At 66.7% G+C, this 17,285-nt stretch carries 14 protein-coding genes; 9 read left to right on the top strand and 5 right to left on the bottom strand.

Annotated features, from left to right (window positions below; genetic code table 11):
- The first annotated feature begins 14 nt into the window (after positions 1-14).
- The 6 genes from ACZ9XP_RS13675 to ACZ9XP_RS13700 all read left to right on the top strand — a co-directional run bounded on the left by ACZ9XP_RS13675 (position 15) and on the right by ACZ9XP_RS13700 (position 5,988).
- Positions 15-1,046: an agmatine deiminase family protein gene (locus tag ACZ9XP_RS13675; protein ID WP_147689170.1), complete on the top strand. Its 1,032-nt coding sequence runs from the start codon at positions 15-17 to the stop codon at positions 1,044-1,046.
- Positions 1,047-1,080: 34 nt separating this feature from the next.
- Positions 1,081-2,004, top strand: a complete 924-nt coding sequence (gene aguB / locus ACZ9XP_RS13680; RefSeq protein WP_465188599.1) for an N-carbamoylputrescine amidase — start codon at positions 1,081-1,083, stop codon at positions 2,002-2,004.
- Positions 2,001-3,095 (top strand): extracellular solute-binding protein, encoded by a 1,095-nt coding sequence (locus ACZ9XP_RS13685; RefSeq protein WP_465188600.1) that lies wholly within the window; start codon positions 2,001-2,003, stop codon positions 3,093-3,095. Before aguB ends, ACZ9XP_RS13685 begins: the two co-directional genes overlap by 4 nt.
- Before the next feature lie 56 nt (positions 3,096-3,151).
- Positions 3,152-4,273, top strand: coding sequence for an agmatine deiminase family protein (locus ACZ9XP_RS13690; protein WP_147689167.1), 1,122 nt, complete (start codon positions 3,152-3,154; stop codon positions 4,271-4,273).
- Positions 4,274-4,505: 232 nt separating this feature from the next.
- Positions 4,506-5,588 carry an agmatine deiminase family protein gene (locus ACZ9XP_RS13695; RefSeq protein WP_465188601.1) on the top strand — a complete coding sequence of 361 codons (1,083 nt, stop codon included), beginning with the start codon at positions 4,506-4,508 and terminating at the stop codon, positions 5,586-5,588.
- Positions 5,589-5,652: 64 nt separating this feature from the next.
- A complete protein-coding gene (locus ACZ9XP_RS13700; RefSeq protein ID WP_147689165.1) occupies positions 5,653-5,988 on the top strand; it encodes a hypothetical protein in 336 nt (111 codons plus the stop codon).
- Between the two features lie 3 nt (positions 5,989-5,991).
- Here the strand turns inward: ACZ9XP_RS13700 and kdpE are convergent, their stop codons facing one another.
- The 5 genes from kdpE to kdpA form a co-directional block, all read right to left on the bottom strand.
- Positions 5,992-6,684 (bottom strand): two-component system response regulator KdpE, encoded by a 693-nt coding sequence (kdpE, locus tag ACZ9XP_RS13705; RefSeq protein ID WP_147689164.1) that lies wholly within the window; start codon positions 6,682-6,684, stop codon positions 5,992-5,994.
- The gene (locus ACZ9XP_RS13710) at positions 6,681-9,326 is read right to left on the bottom strand and encodes a DUF4118 domain-containing protein (protein ID WP_465188602.1); all 2,646 of its coding nucleotides are present in this window, start codon (positions 9,324-9,326) and stop codon (positions 6,681-6,683) included. The genes kdpE and ACZ9XP_RS13710 overlap by 4 nt, the downstream gene beginning before the upstream one ends.
- Positions 9,327-9,418: 92 nt before the next feature.
- Positions 9,419-10,036: a potassium-transporting ATPase subunit KdpC gene (gene kdpC, locus ACZ9XP_RS13715; RefSeq protein ID WP_465188603.1), complete on the bottom strand. Its 618-nt coding sequence runs from the start codon at positions 10,034-10,036 to the stop codon at positions 9,419-9,421.
- 25 nt (positions 10,037-10,061) lie between these two features.
- Positions 10,062-12,200, bottom strand: coding sequence for a potassium-transporting ATPase subunit KdpB (gene kdpB, locus ACZ9XP_RS13720; protein WP_465188604.1), 2,139 nt, complete (start codon positions 12,198-12,200; stop codon positions 10,062-10,064).
- A 13-nt stretch (positions 12,201-12,213) separates the two neighbouring features.
- Positions 12,214-13,938 carry a potassium-transporting ATPase subunit KdpA gene (gene kdpA / locus ACZ9XP_RS13725; RefSeq protein ID WP_465188605.1) on the bottom strand — a complete coding sequence of 575 codons (1,725 nt, stop codon included), beginning with the start codon at positions 13,936-13,938 and terminating at the stop codon, positions 12,214-12,216.
- Between the two features lie 383 nt (positions 13,939-14,321).
- Here kdpA and ACZ9XP_RS13730 point away from each other — a divergent pair, with 383 nt between their 5' ends.
- The 3 genes from ACZ9XP_RS13730 to ACZ9XP_RS13740 are packed head-to-tail and all read left to right on the top strand — an operon-like array spanning position 14,322 to position 17,229.
- Entirely contained in the window at positions 14,322-15,431 is a 1,110-nt protein-coding gene (locus ACZ9XP_RS13730; RefSeq protein ID WP_465188606.1) for an ABC transporter substrate-binding protein, read from the top strand.
- Positions 15,428-16,468, top strand: coding sequence for a FecCD family ABC transporter permease (locus tag ACZ9XP_RS13735; protein ID WP_465188607.1), 1,041 nt, complete (start codon positions 15,428-15,430; stop codon positions 16,466-16,468). Before ACZ9XP_RS13730 ends, ACZ9XP_RS13735 begins: the two co-directional genes overlap by 4 nt.
- Positions 16,468-17,229, top strand: a complete 762-nt coding sequence (locus ACZ9XP_RS13740; protein ID WP_465188608.1) for an ABC transporter ATP-binding protein — start codon at positions 16,468-16,470, stop codon at positions 17,227-17,229. Before ACZ9XP_RS13735 ends, ACZ9XP_RS13740 begins: the two co-directional genes overlap by 1 nt.
- Positions 17,230-17,285: the final 56 nt, after the last annotated feature.

The following is a 17,285-nucleotide window of genomic DNA, read 5'->3' on the forward strand; positions in this document are numbered from 1 at the left end:
AGGAGGCAAAGCAGATGGGACGTTTTGATGCACGCGTACAGGGCTACCGCATGCCCGCCGAATGGGAAACCCAGCACACCACCTGGCTGGGCTGGCCGATGCTAGCCGACCGCGAAGAATTGTGGGGCGAACACTACGCCCAGGTAGTGGCCGAGTTTGCACTGACCGCCCGCACCATTGCCCGCTACCAGCGCTGCGTGGTGACTGCGCATCACAGCCTGGCAGCGCAAGCGCGCGAGCTGTGCGGCCCCACGGTGACGGTGCTGCCGGTGGCGGCTGAGGACAACTGGGTACGCGACTGCGGACCCGTGTTTTTGCAAGGCAAGGGCGGGCAGTTGGCTGCAGCGGCGTTCCGCTTCAACGCCTGGGGCAACAAATACCAGCCCTACGACGGGTGCCAACAGCTGGCGCAGGACATCGCCCGCCACGCCGGCGCCACGCTGTTCAACAGCGACATGATCCTGGAAGGCGGCTCGTTCTACGTGGACGGTGAAGGCACGCTGCTGACCACCGAAAGCTGCCTGCTGCACCCCAACCGCAACCCCGGTATGCGCCGCGCCGAGATCGAAGAAGAGCTGGGCCGCATGCTGGGCATCCGCAAGGTGATCTGGCTGCCGGGCAACCCGATGGAGGTGGAAACCAACGGCCATGTGGACGGCATCGCCTCCTTCGTGGCACCCGGCCGTGTGCTGTGCCAGGGCGCCACACCAGACCAGGGCGACTACTACTACATCCTGCGCGAAAACCGCCGTGCGCTGGAACTGGCTACCGACGCCCGCGGCCGCGCGTTCAGCTTTCTGGCGCTGCCGTCGCCCGAGGTGACCCAGCGTTACGACAGCGAACGCTACTGCGACTGCTACGCCAACTACATCCTGGTCAACGGCGCGGTCATCAGTACCGCCTTTGGCGTGGCAGAAGACGACGCCGCCCGCGCGGTATTCGCGCAGGCCTTTCCCGATCGAGAGGTGGTGCTGCTGCCGGTGACCGCCATTTCCATCGGCGGCGGCAGCCTGCACTGCTCCACCCAGCAACAGCCGGCCGTCTGAGCCTGGCGCTACACAACACACCAAGGAGAACCCCATGAGCCGCACCCTTACCGTCGCTGCCGTCCAGATGGCCTCCGGCAGCTGGCAGACAGAAGACAATATGGACCGCGCCGAGCGGCTGATCCGCCAGGCCGCCGCCGCTGGCGCACAGCTGGTGCTGTACCCGGAGCTATTCATGCAGCCCTACTTCTGCATCGACCAGCACGTAGACCACCTGCAGCTGGCGCAGCCGTTCGAAGGCCACCCCGGTATTGCCCGCTTTGCCCGCCTGGCCGGCGAGCTGGGCGTGGTCATTCCCATCGGCTTTTTCGAGCGCGCCGGCAACGCCGCCTACAACAGCATTGCCGTGGCCGACAGCGACGGCAGCGTGCTGGGCGTGTACCGCAAGACGCACATTCCGGACGGGCCGGGCTACACCGAAAAGTTCTACTTCACCCCCGGTGACACCGGCTTCAAGGTGTGGGACACCCGCGTCGGCAAGATCGGCATCGGCATCTGCTGGGACCAGTGGTACCCGGAAACCGCGCGCAGCCTGGCGCTGATGGGTGCCGAAGTGCTGTGCTTCCCCACCATTATCGGTAGCGAGCCGTTCAGCGCCAACTACGACTCGTCCGGCCACTGGCAGCGCACCATGCAGGGCCACGCTGCGGCCAATATGGTGCCGGTGGTAGCGGCCAACCGCATCGGCAGCGAAACCGGCATCGGCAACGGCAACCCGCGCCAACAGGGGCTGACCGCCACCTTCTACGGCAGCAGCTTTATTGCCGACCACACCGGCAGCAAGGTGCAGCAAGCTGGCTGCACCGAAGAAACCATTTTGCTGCACACCTTCGACCTGGACGCCATCCGCGCCGAGCGCCAGAGCTGGGGCTTTTTCCGCGACCGCCGCCCCGAGATGTACCGCACCCTGCTCACCAGCGATGGCGTCACCTCCTGCTACCAGGGAGCCCGCGCATGAGCCAGCGCCATACCTTGCTGGCTGCCGCACTGGCGCTGGCGTGCGCCGGCAGCCACGCCGCCGAAGAAAAAATCCTGTACCTGTTCAACTGGGCCGACTATTTCGCCCCGGACACCCTCAGCCAGTTTGAAAAGGAAACCGGCATCAAGGTGCGGCTGGACGTGTACGACAGCGACGAAACCCTGCAAGCCAAGCTGCTGACCGGCGATAGCGGCTACGACGTGGTATGGCCCAGCAACGACTTCATGGCCAAGCAGATCCAGGCCGGTGTGTACCGCCCGCTGGACAAAAGCAAACTGCCCAACCTGAAGCACCTGGACCCGCGGCTGATGAACATCATCGCCCAGTCCGACCCCGGCCACCGCTACGGCGTGCCGTACATGTGGGGCACCGTCGGCGTGGGTTACGACAAGGTCAAAGTGGAAAAGCTGCTGGGCAAGGTACCCGCCAACAGCATGGACCTGCTGTTCGCCCCCGCCACCAGCGGCAAGTTGGCCGCAGGCGGCTGCCGCATCGGGCTGCAAGACTCGGCCAGCGCCATGCTGCCGCTGGCCCTGCGCTACATCGGCCGCGACCCGGTCAACCCCGCCAAAGCCGACTTTGACGCCGCACTGGCCATGCTGAAAAAAGTGCGCAAACACATCAGCCTGTTTGTCGGCTCGCCCAATGCCAGCGAGCTGATAAGCGGCGAGCTGTGCGTGTTTACCGGCTACTCCGGTGCCATCAACCTGGCCACCGAAAAAGTACGCGAACAGGGTGGCAAGCGCAGCATCGTGTACGACATCCCCAGCATGGGCAGCCTGATGTGGTTCGACGGCATGCTGATCCCCAAAACCGCCCGCCACCCCGACAACGCCCATGCCTTCATCAACTACATCCTGCGCCCCGACGTAGTCGCCAAGATCAGCAACGCCACCCGCTACGCCAACGCCAACCTGGGCGCGCTCAAGCTGATGGACCGGACGCTGGTGGGCAACCCCGCCATTTATCTGAGCGACGAGCGCAAGAAAACGCTGTTCCTGCAAAAAGTGCAAAGCAGCGACACCACGCGGCTGGAAGGCCGCACCTGGATGAGCTTCAAACGAGGCTGATCCACCACCGCCCCACCCGGCAACAGACCGGGGGGGCCTTTCCCACGAGGCATAGCATGCATAACAGAAGACAATTCATACAAATGGGCAGCATCACCCTGGCCACACTGGGCGGCAGCCTGCTGGCCGGTTGTGGCGGCGGAGGCGGTAGCAGCGCACCGGCTGCAGGTAATAACAGTGTTACCTGGAGCATGCGCGACGAAGCCGACCCGCACGCCGCCACCTGGATGGCCTTTACCGGCAGCAGTGCCATATGGGATGGCGACCTGCCGAATGTTCAACAGGCATTGGCGCGCATTGCCAACGCCATCGTCGCCTACGAACCCGTAAAAATGCTGGTGCGCCCTGCAGATAAAGCCCGTGCCGCGCAGCTGTGCGATGCACGCGTCACCTTGCTCGAAGCCGAATTCGACGATCTGTGGGCACGCGATACCGGCAGCGTGTTCGTGGTGGGCAGTAACGGCGAAAAAGGCGCGGTAGATTTCAACTTCAATGGCTGGGGCAATAAACAGGCCCACACCAACGACAAGAAAGTGGCCAGTTTCATGGCCAGCCAGACCGGTGCCACCCGCCTGACAAGCAGCCTGGTGCTGGAAGGCGGGGGTATCGAGGTAGACGGCAAAGGCACCGCCATCATCACCGAGAGCTGCGTGCTCAACAGCAACCGCAACCCCGGCGTCAGCAAAGCCGCCTGCGAGGCCGAGCTCAAACGCCTGCTGGGTATCCGCAAGGTCATCTGGCTACCCGGCATTGCCGGGCAAGACATCACCGACGGCCATACCGACTTCTACGCCCGCTTCACCAGCCCTGGCGTGGTGGTAGCTGGCTATGACGGCGACCCGGCCTCCTATGACCACACCGTGACCCAACAACACCTGACCATCCTGCGTGCCGCCACCGATGCCAGCGGCCAAGCCCTGACCGTACACGTACTGAATGCCCCCACGACGAACCGCCAGCCCGCCAACAAAAACTTCGCCGCCGGCTACATCAATTTCTACGTGTGCAACAGTGCCGTCATCATGCCGCAGTTTGGTGACGCCACCGCGGATGCCGCAGCACGTAGCAAACTGCAAGAACTGTACCCTGGGCGTACCGTCGTTCAGCTGGACATCGACCCGATCGCCGCCGGCGGTGGCGGCATCCATTGCACCACCCAGCAAGAACCCCGCTATTAAACCTGCCAGGCCATTGCCACACGGTAGTGGTGTATCCGGCACAGCTCACACGCTACCCCGCGACATGGAACCGGCACTCCTCGACGCCATCGCCGACCGCAGCGTTAGCCGCTATGGCACCACCCCGCAACAGCCGACCCGGGCATGCAGCCGGTATTGGTTAAACCGTTACTGCCACCTATGGTAAGAACACCCCAGCGGCCAACCCTGGCCCCAGCGAGAAAGGCACATCATGTTTACACGCAGACACTTCATGGCCAGCTCCGGCCTGGCCCTGCTAGGCAGCAGCCTGGCGCTGCCCACCCACGCCGCTGGCAGCAGCTGGCACATGCCCGATGAAGGCGAACGCCACAGCGCTACCTGGATGGCCTTTGGCCCCAGTGCCGAGGTATTGGAAGATTTGCGCCGCCCCGCGCAGGAAGCACTGGGCCGCATCGCCCGCGCCATCGTGGCGTACGAGCCGGTCAACATGCTAGTACGCGAAGAAGACCACGATACCGCCAGCCGCCTGTGCGGCCCCAAGGTCAAGCTGATCGTGCAAGACCTGGACGACCTGTGGATGCGCGACACCGGCCCGGTATTTGTGAAAAACAGCCGTGGCCAGCTGGCTGGCGTGGATTTCAACTTCAACGGCTGGGGCGACAAGCAGCAGCACGACGCTGACGCGGCCGTGGCCGGTTTTGTGTGCGAACACAGCGGGGTAAGCCGGCTGGAAACCCGGCTGGTGCTGGAAGGCGGCGGCATAGAAGTAGACGGCCAGGGCACCGCCATCATTACCGAAAGCTGCGTACTGAACCCCAACCGCAACCCGGGCGTGAGCAAGGCAGCATGCGAAGCCGAACTGAAACGCCTGCTGGGCCTGCAGAAAATCATCTGGCTACCCGGTATTGCCGGGCGCGACATTACCGATGGTCATACCGACTTTTACGCCCGCTTTACCCAGCCGGGCGTGGTGGTAGCCGGGCTGGATACCGACCCGCAATCCTACGACCACGCAGTCACCAAGCGCCATCTGGAGATACTGAATAGCGCCACCGATGCCCGCGGGCGCAAGCTGAAAGTGGTGGTGCTTCCCGGCCCTGGCGAGGTACGCCCGCGCTACCGCAATGACGACTTTGCCGCTGGCTATATTAATTTTTACGTGTGCAACGGCGCGGTGATCGCCCCGCAATTTGGCGATACACGCGCCGACCGCCACTGCCACGCCATCCTGCGCGAGCAGTTCCCCGGCCGTGACATCGTCCAGCTAGATATCGACGCCATCGCGGCGGGCGGCGGCGGCATACACTGCACGACGCAGCAGCAACCCGCCTGAGCCCCTGCGGCCAACTGTCCCACCACCCCGCCCGGCACCTGGCCGGGCTGTTACGGAGTACGCCATGAGCACACCCGACCCCGACATGAACCATGACATGAAGGACTTCCGCCAGCCCATGGTGACCTCACTGGGCATCATCCTGGGTTTCATGCTGAACTTTCTCGGCCAGTGGGCCATACAGGACGACGGCGAAATTGCCGTCACCACCGCTGCGGACACCGTGGTGGCAGTAGGCCTGATCGTCGCTATCGCGATGATGCTGTGGGTGCTGTTCCGCCTGCTGAACAACCGCTACCCGCTGCAACAGGCCGGCCACTACTACCACGCCACTTTCCGTGCCTACATGCTGGCCATCCTGCTGGCTTTTGGCGCCGTGACAGCGGCTTTGTTCGTGTAGCGGCTAGGCGGCTGCCAGCCGGTAGCCCACGCCGGTTTCGGTCAGCAGAAAGCGCGGTTGGGCGGGGTCTTGTTCCAGTTTCTGGCGCAGGTGGGCCATGTAGATGCGCAGGTAGTGGTTGTGCTCGATATGTGCCGGGCCCCACACCTCTTTCAGCAGCTGACGGTGGGTCAGCACCTTGCCGCGCTGCGCGATCAGCGCCACCAGCAGGCGGTATTCCAGCTGCGTCAGGTGCAGCGGCTCGCCGGCGCGGCTAACGCTGCGCAGGCCCAGGTCCACCACCACGTCGCCCAGGGTGACTTTGTCGCTTTCGCTGGCGGCGCTGCTGCCACGGCGGCGCAGCTGGGCGCGCACGCGGGCTTGCAGCTCGCCGGTGCCAAACGGTTTGGTGAGGTAGTCATCGGCGCCCGCATCCAGCGCGGCGATCTTGTCGCCCTCGTCCACCCGTGCCGACAGCACGATCACCGGCACGCTGCTCCAGCTGCGCAGGTCCAGCAGCAGCGCCACGCCGTCGCCGTCGGGCAGGCCCAGGTCCAGCACCACCAGGTCGGGCTTGCGGGTACCGGCCTCGATCAAGCCGCGCGCCACGCTGTCCGCCTCGTACACACGGTGGCCGTCTTCTTCCAGCGCCGCTTTCACAAAGCGGCGGATCACCGCCTCGTCTTCAATGACCAGAATGCTGGGGGCGTTGCTCACTGCAGGTTCTCCGGGTCGAAATCCAGCGCGGGCTGGGGGGCCAGCGGCAGGGTAAGGGTAAAGCAGGCACCACCGGCGGGCAGGTTGGCCGCAGCGATGCGCCCGCCGTGCACGTCGGCAATGGTGCGGCAGATGGCCAGGCCTAGGCCCACGCCGCTAATGGCCGACTCGCGCTCGCCACGGGTAAAGGCGGTAAACAGCGCGTCGGGGTCGCCCGGCGGCAGGCCGCGCCCCTGGTCGGCCACGCTCAGCACAATGTGCTGCGCGCTGGCCGTAGCCGTGAGGGTGATGGTGCTGCCGACGGGGCTGTATTTGAGCGCATTTTCCAGCAGGTTGACTAGCAGCCGCTCCAGCAAGATGGGGTCGGCGTACAGCATGGGGCAGCTCAGGGGGGCATTCACCTGCAGGCGGTGGCTGGCGGTAGCACCACCCAGCGCGGCGATGGCGCTGCCAAACAGCTCTTGCGGCGGCAGCCAGTCGCGGCGCAGCGTCACGCCACCGGCCTGCAACCTGGCCATTTCCAGCAGGTTGGTTACCAGCCGCGAGATACGCTGGCTCTGCGCCTGCAGCGTGGCCGCCTGTGCGGCGTGCGGTGATGCCTCGCGGGCAAGCTGGCGCTGCAGGGTTTCGGCCTGGCCGGTGAGCGCGGTGAGCGGCGTGCGCAGGTCGTGCGACAGCGCGGCCAATAGCGAGTGGCGCAGGCGTTCCGATTCCATGGCCACCAGCGTTTGCTGCGCCACGGCAATGTAATGCAGCCGTTCCAGCGTTTGCGCCGCCAGCGCCGCCACCGCCTCGGCCAGGCGGCGGTTATCGGGTTCGGCCAGCGTAACGGGCTCGGCCACCCGCAATACCAGCACGCCACGGGTGCGCATCGGCGCTTTTAGCGGCAGGTACAGGCACGGCGCCTGCGGCAGGGTGTGGGTGGCGATGCCGGCCGGCGCGGCGTGGTCGTAGCACCAGCGCACGATGGCGGCATCTTCGCCAAGCGCGTCACCGGCCTGCGGCTGCAGCGCGCCGTCTTCATCGTCCGGCGGCAGCCACAGCCGCACATTGGCGCCCAGGCTGGCGTACAAAAAGCGCTGGCTGATCTCGCCCACCTGCTCCGGCAGCAGGGCCACGCCCAGCTCGCGCGCCATCTCGTACAGCGTACGGGTGTGCGCCTCGCGCTGGCGCGCCTGCGCGGCGCTGTGGCGCTGGCTGGCCACCAGCTGGCCGGCTACCAGGCCCACGATCAGCATCACCGCGAAGGTAATCAGGTACTGCACGTCGGACACGGCAAACGAGAAATGCGGCTGCACGAAGAAAAAGTCGAACAGCGCCACCGATAGCACCGCGCTCAGCGCCGCCGGGCCGCGCCCGTAGCGCACCGCCACCCACAGCACGCCCAGCAGGTAAAACATCACCAGGTTGGTGGGCTCCAGCACACCGTGCAGCGGGCTGGCCAGCACGGTGATGGCGACGCACAGCAGGTTGGCCGCCAGCCAGCCCTGGCGCGATAGCTGCCACTGCGGCCAACGTAGCCAGGATCGCGCGCCGGTAGCCGGTGCCGGCCCGGACAGCAACAGCAGGTCGAGGTCGGCCGCGTGCACCTGCAGGGCGCGCTGCAGGCGCGGCCGTGCCTGCGGCGCAGCCATGGCCAGCAGCGACAGGTTGTGGCGGCGGGCATAGTCGGCCAGCAGGCGCGCCACCGAGCCGCCACTCAACACCAGCGTGGTGGCGCCCTGCTCGGCCGCCTGTTGCAAGGCGGCCAGCGCGGCGGCGCGGGATGCCGCGCTGCTGCGGCCGTCGTCCACCCACACCGCGTGCCAGGCGGCGTCCAGCTGCCGCGCCAGGCGTTGGCTCTGGCGTACGCTGTCGGCGCCAAAGCGGCCATCCACCAGCAGCAGCAAGCCATGACGGGTGGCCCACACCGGCGCCGCCTGTTGCGTGGCGCGCTGCGCCTTGACCTGGCCATCGACACGGTCGGCCATGCGCCGCAGCGCCAGTTCGCGCAGCGCGATCAGGTTGCCTTTACGGAAGAAGTTGGCCGCCGCGCGCTCGGCCACCTCGGGCAGGTAAACCTTGCCTGCGGCCAGCCTTTGCAGCAGATCGTCCGGCGGCAGGTCCACTAGCCGCACTTCGTCGGCCTGGTCGAACACGTGGTCGGGCACCGTTTCGGCCACTTCCACGCCGGTCACGCGGCTGACGATGTCGCGCAGGCTGTACAGGTGCTGCACGTTCATCGCGCTGTACACGTCGATGCCGCTGGCCAGCAGCTCTTCCACGTCCTGCCAGCGTTTGGGGTGGCGGCTGCCGGCGGCGTTGCTGTGCGGCAGCTCGTCCACCACCACCAGCGCCGGGCGGCGCGCCAGGATGGCGTCGATATCCAGCGCTGCCACCGCCTTGCTGCGGTGGTCGAGCTGGCGGCGCGGCAACACGGCCAGGCCGTGCAGCATGGCTTCGGTATCGGCGCGGCCGTGGGTATCCACCCAGCCCACCAGCACGTCCAGGCCCTGGGCGCGTTTTTCCTGCGCCTCGGCCAGCATGGCGTAGGTTTTGCCCACGCCGGGCGCGGCGCCGAAAAACAGCTTCAGCCGGCCACGCGGGCGCGGCAGGCTGGCCAGCAAGGCGTCGGGGTCGGGGCGACGGTCGGGGTCGGTCATGGTTGGGGTGTGTCTTGATCAGTTACGGGAAACCGTTGCAGGGTTGGCCGCATGCGGCCAACCCTGCAAGGTCAAATGGCACGCCGATGGTATCAGCTGCGCGCCAGCGCTAGGTTCAGCTGTAGCACATTCACCCGTGCTGTGGCGTCGCTGCCGAACCACGCCTGCTCGGCCTGCTGGCGTACCCGCTGTGCCAGTTTAGCGGCGTCCAGCTGGCGGGCGGCAGCCACGCGCGGTACCTGGTACAGCGCAGCGGCCAGGCTGATGTGCGGGTCCAGCCCGCTGGCAGATGCGGTGACCAGGTCAGCCGGTACCGGCTCCGCAGGCAGCGGGCCGGTGGCTTTCAGCGCGGCGATGCGCTCGGCCACCGCCTTGGCCAGCGCCGGGTTGGCCGGGCCCAGGTTGCTGCCGCCGGAGCCGGCACCGTTATACGGGGTGCTGGCGGTGGCGGACGGGCGGCCCCAGAACTCGCCCGGTTTGCTGAACGCCTGGCCCACCAGCGCCGAGCCCACCACGCGGCCTTGCTGTTGCAGCAGCGAGCCCTGCGCCTGCGCCGGAAACAGCCACTGCGCCAGGCCGGTGACGGCCAGCGGGTACACCAGGCCCAACAGCAGGGTTAGGCCCAGCAAGAGGCGGGCGGCGGGCCACCACAGTGCGCTGGCGGCGGGTTGGGCAGCCTGGGTGTCACTGCCGGAAAGTGCGTGTTGCATGATGCTTCCTTTCAAGGTGTGTTGCTTACACCAGCCCCAGCAGGGCCAGCAGCATGTCGATCAGCTTGATGCCGGCAAAAGGCAGCAGCAGGCCGCCCAGGCCGTACACCAGCAGGTTGCGGCGCAGCAGCGCCTCGGCGCCCAGCGCACGGTAGCGCACGCCTTTCAGTGCCAGCGGAATCAGCACCACGATGATCAGCGCGTTGAAGATCACCGCCGACAGCAGCGCCGAGGCCGGGCTGGCCAGCTGCATCACGTTCAGCAAGCCCAGCTGCGGGTAGGTGCCGGCAAACGCCGCCGGGATGATGGCGAAGTACTTGGCCACGTCGTTGGCCAGGCTGAAGGTAGTCAGCGCGCCGCGCGTCATCAGCATCTGTTTGCCGATTTCCACTACCTGGATCAGCTTGGTGGGGCTGGAGTCGAGGTCCACCATATTGGCGGCCTCGCGCGCGGCCTGGGTGCCGCTGTTCATCGCCACCGCCACGTCGGCCTGGGCCAGCGCCGGGGCGTCGTTGGTGCCGTCGCCGGTCATGGCCACCAGTTGGCCGCGCTGCTGGTAATCGCGGATCAGCGCCAGCTTGTTTTCCGGCGTGGCCTCGGCCAGGAAATCGTCCACGCCTGCTTCGGCGGCGATGGCGGCGGCGGTCAGGCGGTTGTCGCCGGTCACCATCACCGTTTTGATGCCCATCTGCCGCAGCTGGGCAAAGCGCTGCTTGATGCCCGGCTTCACCACGTCTTTCAGTTCCACCACACCCAGTACGCGGGCGCCCTCGGCCACCACCAGCGGCGTGCTGCCACGGCTGGCAATGCCGTCCACCTGCTGTTGCAGGGCCGGGCTAAAGCTGCCGCCCAGCTGCAGCACGTGGCGGCGGATGGCGTCGGCCGCGCCCTTGCGGATCTGGCGCTCGCCCAGGTTGACGCCGGACATGCGCGACTGCGCGGTAAACGGCACAAAGGTGGCGCCAGCGGGGATCACGCCCAGGTGCAGCGCCTGCAGCGTGCTGCGGCCCAGCAGGCTTTCGCTCTGCACGCCATCGTGGTGGCCGGCGGGTGCTCGGGTATGCTGCTGCGCCAGCACCACGATGCTCTTGCCTTCCGGCGTGTCGTCGGCCAGCGAGGCCAGCCAGGCCGCCTCGGCCAGCGCCGCTGGCGTGGTGCCGGCAGCGGCGATGAAGGCGGCGGCCTGGCGGTTGCCAAAGGTGATGGTGCCGGTTTTATCCAGCAGCAGCACGTCTACGTCGCCGGCGGCTTCTACCGCACGGCCGCTGGTGGCAATCACGTTGGCCGCCATCAGCCGGCTCATGCCTGCTACGCCAATGGCCGACAGCAGGCCACCGATGGTGGTGGGAATCAGGCACACCAGCAGCGCCAGTAGCACCGGCAGCGAGATCACCTGGCCGCTGCCGGCGGCACCCACGCTGTATACCGAGAACGGCAGCAGCGTGACCGTCACCAACAGGAACACCAGCGTCAGCGCCAGCAGCAGGATGGTGAGCGCAATCTCGTTGGGCGTTTTGCGGCGCTTGGCGCCTTCCACCATGGCGATCATGCGGTCGATGAAGGTTTCACCAGGGTTCACGCTGACGCGCACCACGATCCAGTCCGACAGCACGCGGGTGCCGCCGGTGACCGAGCTGAAATCGCCGCCCGATTCGCGGATCACCGGTGCCGACTCGCCGGTAATGGCCGACTCGTCCACGCTGGCAATGCCCTCGATAATCTCGCCGTCGCAGGGGATCAGGTCGGTGTGCTGCACCAGCACCACGTCGCCCTTGCGCAGGTCGCTGGCGTCCACCACGGTAAAGGCGGCGCCGTAGCGCTGCGGTGCGGCCAACCTTTTGGCGATGGTGGCTTTTTTCAGGCTCTTGAGGCTGGCGGCCTGGGCACGGCTGCGGCCCTCGGCCAGCGCCTCGGCAAAGTTGGCAAACAGCACGGTAAACCACAGCCACACGGCAATGCTGCCGGTCAGCCAGGCCGGTGCGTCGCCCTGCCCTTGCAGCGCCATGACCCATAGCACGCTGCACAGCACGCTGCCCAGGTACACCACGAACATCACCGGGTTTTTCAGCTGCTCGCGCAGCGCCAGCTTGCGTACGCTATCGCGCAGGGCGGGCTTGAGCAGGGCCGGGTCGAACAGCTGCAAGCTTGCTTTTTTGTCAGTCATTTTGGTCTCCTGCTTAACGCGCCCAGATCATCAGGTGCTCGGCCACCGGGCCCAGCGCCAGTGCCGGCAGATAGGTCAATGCGCCCACCAGCAATACGCTGCCAACCAGCAGGCCGATAAACAGGCCGCCATGGGTGGGCATGCTGCCGTTGGTGGTGGCCAGCGTCTTTTTGGCGGCCAGGCTGCCGGCCAGCGCCAGCACCGGCACGATGACGGCAAAGCGGCCCAGCCACATGGCGATGCCCAGCAGCGCGTTGTAATAGGCGGTGTTGGCAGACAGGCCGGCAAAGGCGCTGCCGTTGTTGTTGGCCGCCGAGCTGAACGCGTACAGCACCTCGCTAAAGCCGTGCGCGCCGGGGTTGGCCAGGCCGGCCAGGCCGGGGGCCAGCAGCACGCTGGCGGCGCTGCCGGCCAGCACCAGCGCCGGGGTGGTGAGGATGACCAGCGCCACCATTTTCATGTCGAAGGCTTCGATCTTCTTGCCCAGGTATTCCGGCGTGCGGCCCACCATCAGCCCGGCCACGAACACCGCCAGCACGGCAAACACCAGCATGCCGTACAGGCCGGAGCCCACGCCGCCGAACACCACCTCGCCCAGCTGCATCAGCCACATTGGCAGCATGCCGCCCAGCGCGGTCAGCGAATCGTGCATGGCGTTGACCGCGCCGCAGCTGGCTGCCGTGGTAACGGTAATGAACAGGCTGCTGGCGGCCATGCCAAAGCGCACTTCCTTGCCTTCCCAGTTGCCGCTGCTGCCGTCTGCGCCCAGTGCGGCCAACAGCGGGTTGCCCTGGCTTTCGGCGGCCATCACGCCGATGGCGCAGGCGATAAAGATCACGCTCATGGCCGCGTACAGCGCCCAGCCCTGGCGGCGGTCGCCGGCCAGGCGGCCAAAGGCGTGAGTGAGGCCGGCTGGAATCAGGAAGATGGCCAGCATCTGCAGCAGGTTGGTCAGCTCGGTGGGGTTTTCGAACGGGTGCGCCGAGTTGGCGTTAAAGAAGCCGCCGCCGTTGGTACCCAGCAGCTTGATGGCTTCTTGCGAGGCCACCGGGCCTAGCGCCAGCGTCTGCGCGTGGCCGGCTAGCGCGGTGTAATCGCTATACGCGGCCAACGTTTGCGGTACGCCTTGCTGCACGAATACCAGCGCCAGCAGCAGCGACAGCGGCAGCAGCAGGTAGACCGACACCCGCAGCACGTCGGCCCAGAAGTTGCCCAGGTCGGCGCTTTCGCGGCGGGTAAAGCCGCGCATCAGCGCAAACGCCACGGCGATGCCGGTCGCGGCGGACAGGAAGTTCTGTACCGCCAGCCCGGCCATCTGGGTGAAATAGCTCATGGTGCTTTCACCGGCGTAGCCCTGCCAGTTGGTATTGGTGACAAAGCTGATGGCGGTATTGAACGCCGAGCCGGCCTCTACCGCGCCCATGCCCTGCGGGTTGAACGGCAGCACGCCTTGCAGGCGTTGCAACGCGTACAGCAGCAGCGCGCCCAGCAGGTTGAACACCAGCACCGCCAGCGCGTACTGGCGCCAGCCCATGCCGGTATCGCGGATACCGGCCAGCCGCAGCAGCGCGCTATCGAGTGTTTGCCAGCGCGCTGGCAGCTGGCCTGCGGCCAACGGTGCCAGCCAGGCGCCCATGGGCCGCACCGACAAGGTCAGCAGCAGCATGAATAGCCCCAGCAGGCTGTAGAACTGCAGCAGCATGAATAGCCCCAGCAGGCTGTAGAACTGCAGCATCATGACAGGTCCTCCGCGTGCAGCAGGGCATGCACCAGCCAGCCTGCCAGAAGTACGGCCAGTAAGGCCGCGATCAGGGTCAGCAGGGTCATAGCGCCCCCCTGCCGGACAAAGCGTGATAAACGCGCAGCAGGCCGACCGTGCTGCCAAACAGCAGCACCAGCCCACCCAGCCAGATCAGATCGTGCATGATTTCCTCGATAGTGAATGCAACACTGCCACTGTAGGGAGGCGCGTGGAAAGATCGTGCTAAATGACAAGGGTGCGGTGTAAACGCCGTATAAAAACGCGGCCACGCCGCCCCCTGCGACACTATGTCGCAGGCGCTGCGGCCAACCTTTATCGATAATCCGGCCTTTCATTGTCATCTCCTGCCGGAGCCGCACATGCCTGCCCTTTCCCGCTCTATCCTGCTGGCCACCCTGTGCCTGCTGCCCGCCACCACCCTGCTGGCAAAACCGATCAAGCTCACCGATGTCAGCGGCCGCGAAGTGACCGTGGACGCGCCGGCCAAGCGCGTGGTGCTGGGCTTTCACTTTGAAGAATTCACCGCCATTGCCGGCGCCAAGGCGTGGCAGAACGTGGTGGGCATCAGCAAAACCGGCTGGGCTGGCTGGCGCGCCGGCAACTGGGCACGCTATGTGGAGGTGATTCCGCAGCTGAAAGACATGCCGGACGTGGGCTTTACCGACGACAACAGCTTTAGCGCCGAAAAAGTCATTGCGCTGAAGCCCGACGTACTGATCCTGCCGGAATGGGGCTACAAGGCACTGGGCCCGGCCGCGCAGCAGCTGGGCGCCGCCGGCATCCCCATCGTGGTGGTGGACTACAACGCACAAACGCTGGAGCGCCACCTGGCCAGCACCCGCCTGCTGGGCAAGGTGATGGGCGCCGACAAGCGCGCCGACGAACTGGCCAGCCTGTATCAAAGCAAATACCAGGACGTGATGGCGCGTATCGCCCGCGCCAAGGCCACCGTCAAGCCCAAGGTGTACGTAGAGCTGGGCCGTGACGGTGCCGATACCATCGGCAACACCTACCGCGACACCATGTGGGGCCAGATGCTGGACAACCTGGGCGCCGACAACCTGGCCAATGGCCGCATTAGCGCCAACTGGGGCCCGCTGAACCCCGAAGCGGTGCTGGCGGCCAACCCGGAGCACGTGATCATTGCCGGCTCGTCGTGGCAGAACCGCCCCAAGGCGGTGAAGCTGGGCTATGCCTCGGACGACGCTACCGCGCGCGCCACACTGCTGCCCTATACCAAACGCGCCGGCTGGGACACGCTGAAAGCCGTGCAACAGCAGCATGTCTACACGCTGGACCACGGCCTGGCGCGCACGCTGGTGGACTACACCGCCATGCAGTTCATCGCCAAACAGCTGTACCCGGCGCAGTTTGCAAATGTGAACCCGGTGGCCGAGCTGCGCCAGTTCCACGAACGATACCTGCCGGTGAAGTACAGCGGTAGCTGGATGGTGACGCTGAAACCGTGAGCACCCTGAGTCTGCCCCTGCCCGCCGCTCGCCGGCTGGCGCCCGCGCTGGCCATGCTGTTGCTGATGGCCGGCGTGCTGCTGTTGTCGCTGCTGCTGGACGTGGCCAGCGGCCCGTCGATGCTGCCGCTGCGCGAAGTGGTTGCCGCGCTGAGCGGTAGCGGCGCCGAGCGCGGCAGCGACGTCATCGTGTGGCAGATCCGCCTGCCGGTGGCGCTGATGGCACTGCTGGTGGGTGCCGCGCTGGGCTTGTCCGGCCTGGTGATGCAAACCGTGCTGCACAACCCGCTGGCCAGCAGCTACACGCTGGGCGTATCGGCCGGGGCGGGTTTTGGCGCGGCGCTGGTGATTGTGCTGGGGGCGGCGCTGCCGCTACCGGAAACCATTGCCGTCCCGCTGGCGGCGTTCCTGTTTGCCGGCATCGCCTGCAGCGCGGTGCTGGGCATAGGCCGCGCCAAGGGCGGCCAGGCCGATAGCTATGTGCTGGGCGGCATTGCGCTGTTGTTCCTGTTCCAGGCGCTGCTGTCGCTGCTGCAATACCTGGCCTCGCCCGAGGCGCTGCAGGCCATCGTGTTCTGGCTGTTCGGCAGCCTGTACAAAGCCAGCTGGCCCAAGCTGGGGCTGGTGGCAGCCGTGCTGGCCGTATGCCTGCCGCTGCTGCTGCGCGATGCCTGGCGCTTTACCGCGCTGGGCCTGTCGGACGAGCGGGCGCAAAGCCTGGGTGTCAACGTGACGGCACTGCGCTGGCGCGCGCTGGCCATCGTGTCGCTGCTCACCGGCGCGGCGGTGGCCTTTGTCGGCACCATCGGTTTTGTCGGGCTGATCGCACCGCATATCGCGCGCTTTCTGCTGGGCGAAGACCAGCGCCTGCTGCTGCCGGGCGCCGCGCTGTGCGGGGCGCTGCTGCTGTCGCTGTCGTCGCTGCTGGGCAAATGGCTGTCGCCCGGTGCGCTGATTCCCATCGGTATTGTGACCGCCGCCGTTGGCGTGCCGTTCTTCCTGCTGCTGGTGATGCGCAGCAAACCGGGGGCGTGGTAATGCTGCAGGCACAACAGTTACAGGTGAGTCTGGGGCGGCAGGCCATTTTGCACGATGTGTCGTTCGAGGCGCAGCCGGGGCAGGTCACCGCCCTGCTGGGCCCCAACGGCAGCGGCAAAACCACGCTATTGAAAACGCTGGCCGGCCTGCTGCCGGCACGCGGCCAACTACAGTGGCAGGGCCAGCCACAGCCGCTGCAGCGCGGCGGCCAGCTGCACGCGGCCTGCGGCTACCTGCCGCAAGACTGCAGCACGCGTAGCCGCCTGACGGTGGCCGAGGCGGTGCTGCTGGGGCAACTGGGTACATTGGGCTGGCGTGTCAGTGCCGAACAGCACGCGGCAGTACAGCAGCAGTTGGCCGCACTGGGCCTGGCGGCGCTGGCCGGGCGCCGCCTGTGCGAGCTCAGCGGCGGGCAGCGCCAGATGGTGTTTCTGGCGCAGGTACTGCTGCGCCAGCCCAGCCTGCTGCTGCTGGACGAGCCCATCAGCGCGCTGGACCTGCAGCACCAGGTGCAGGTGATGCGTACCGTGCGCGAGCAAACGCGCGCGCGCCAGCTCACCACCGTGGTGGTGCTGCACGACCTGAACGCCGCGCTGGCCTACGCCGACCGCGTACTACTGCTGCAGCACGGCCGGCTGGTGGCGGCAGGCAACACGGCCGACATCCTTACCCCCGCCGTGCTGGCACCGGTATTCGGCGTGGCCATCCACCAGGCGCACACCGCCACCGGCCATAGCGTGCTGTGCCCGCATAGCGGCTAGCACCGCGCTACCCGCCACCCTCGCCCCAGCCCGGCCTGCAGCGTGCACGCCGGGCT

The organism is Vogesella perlucida, from assembly GCF_979366545.1.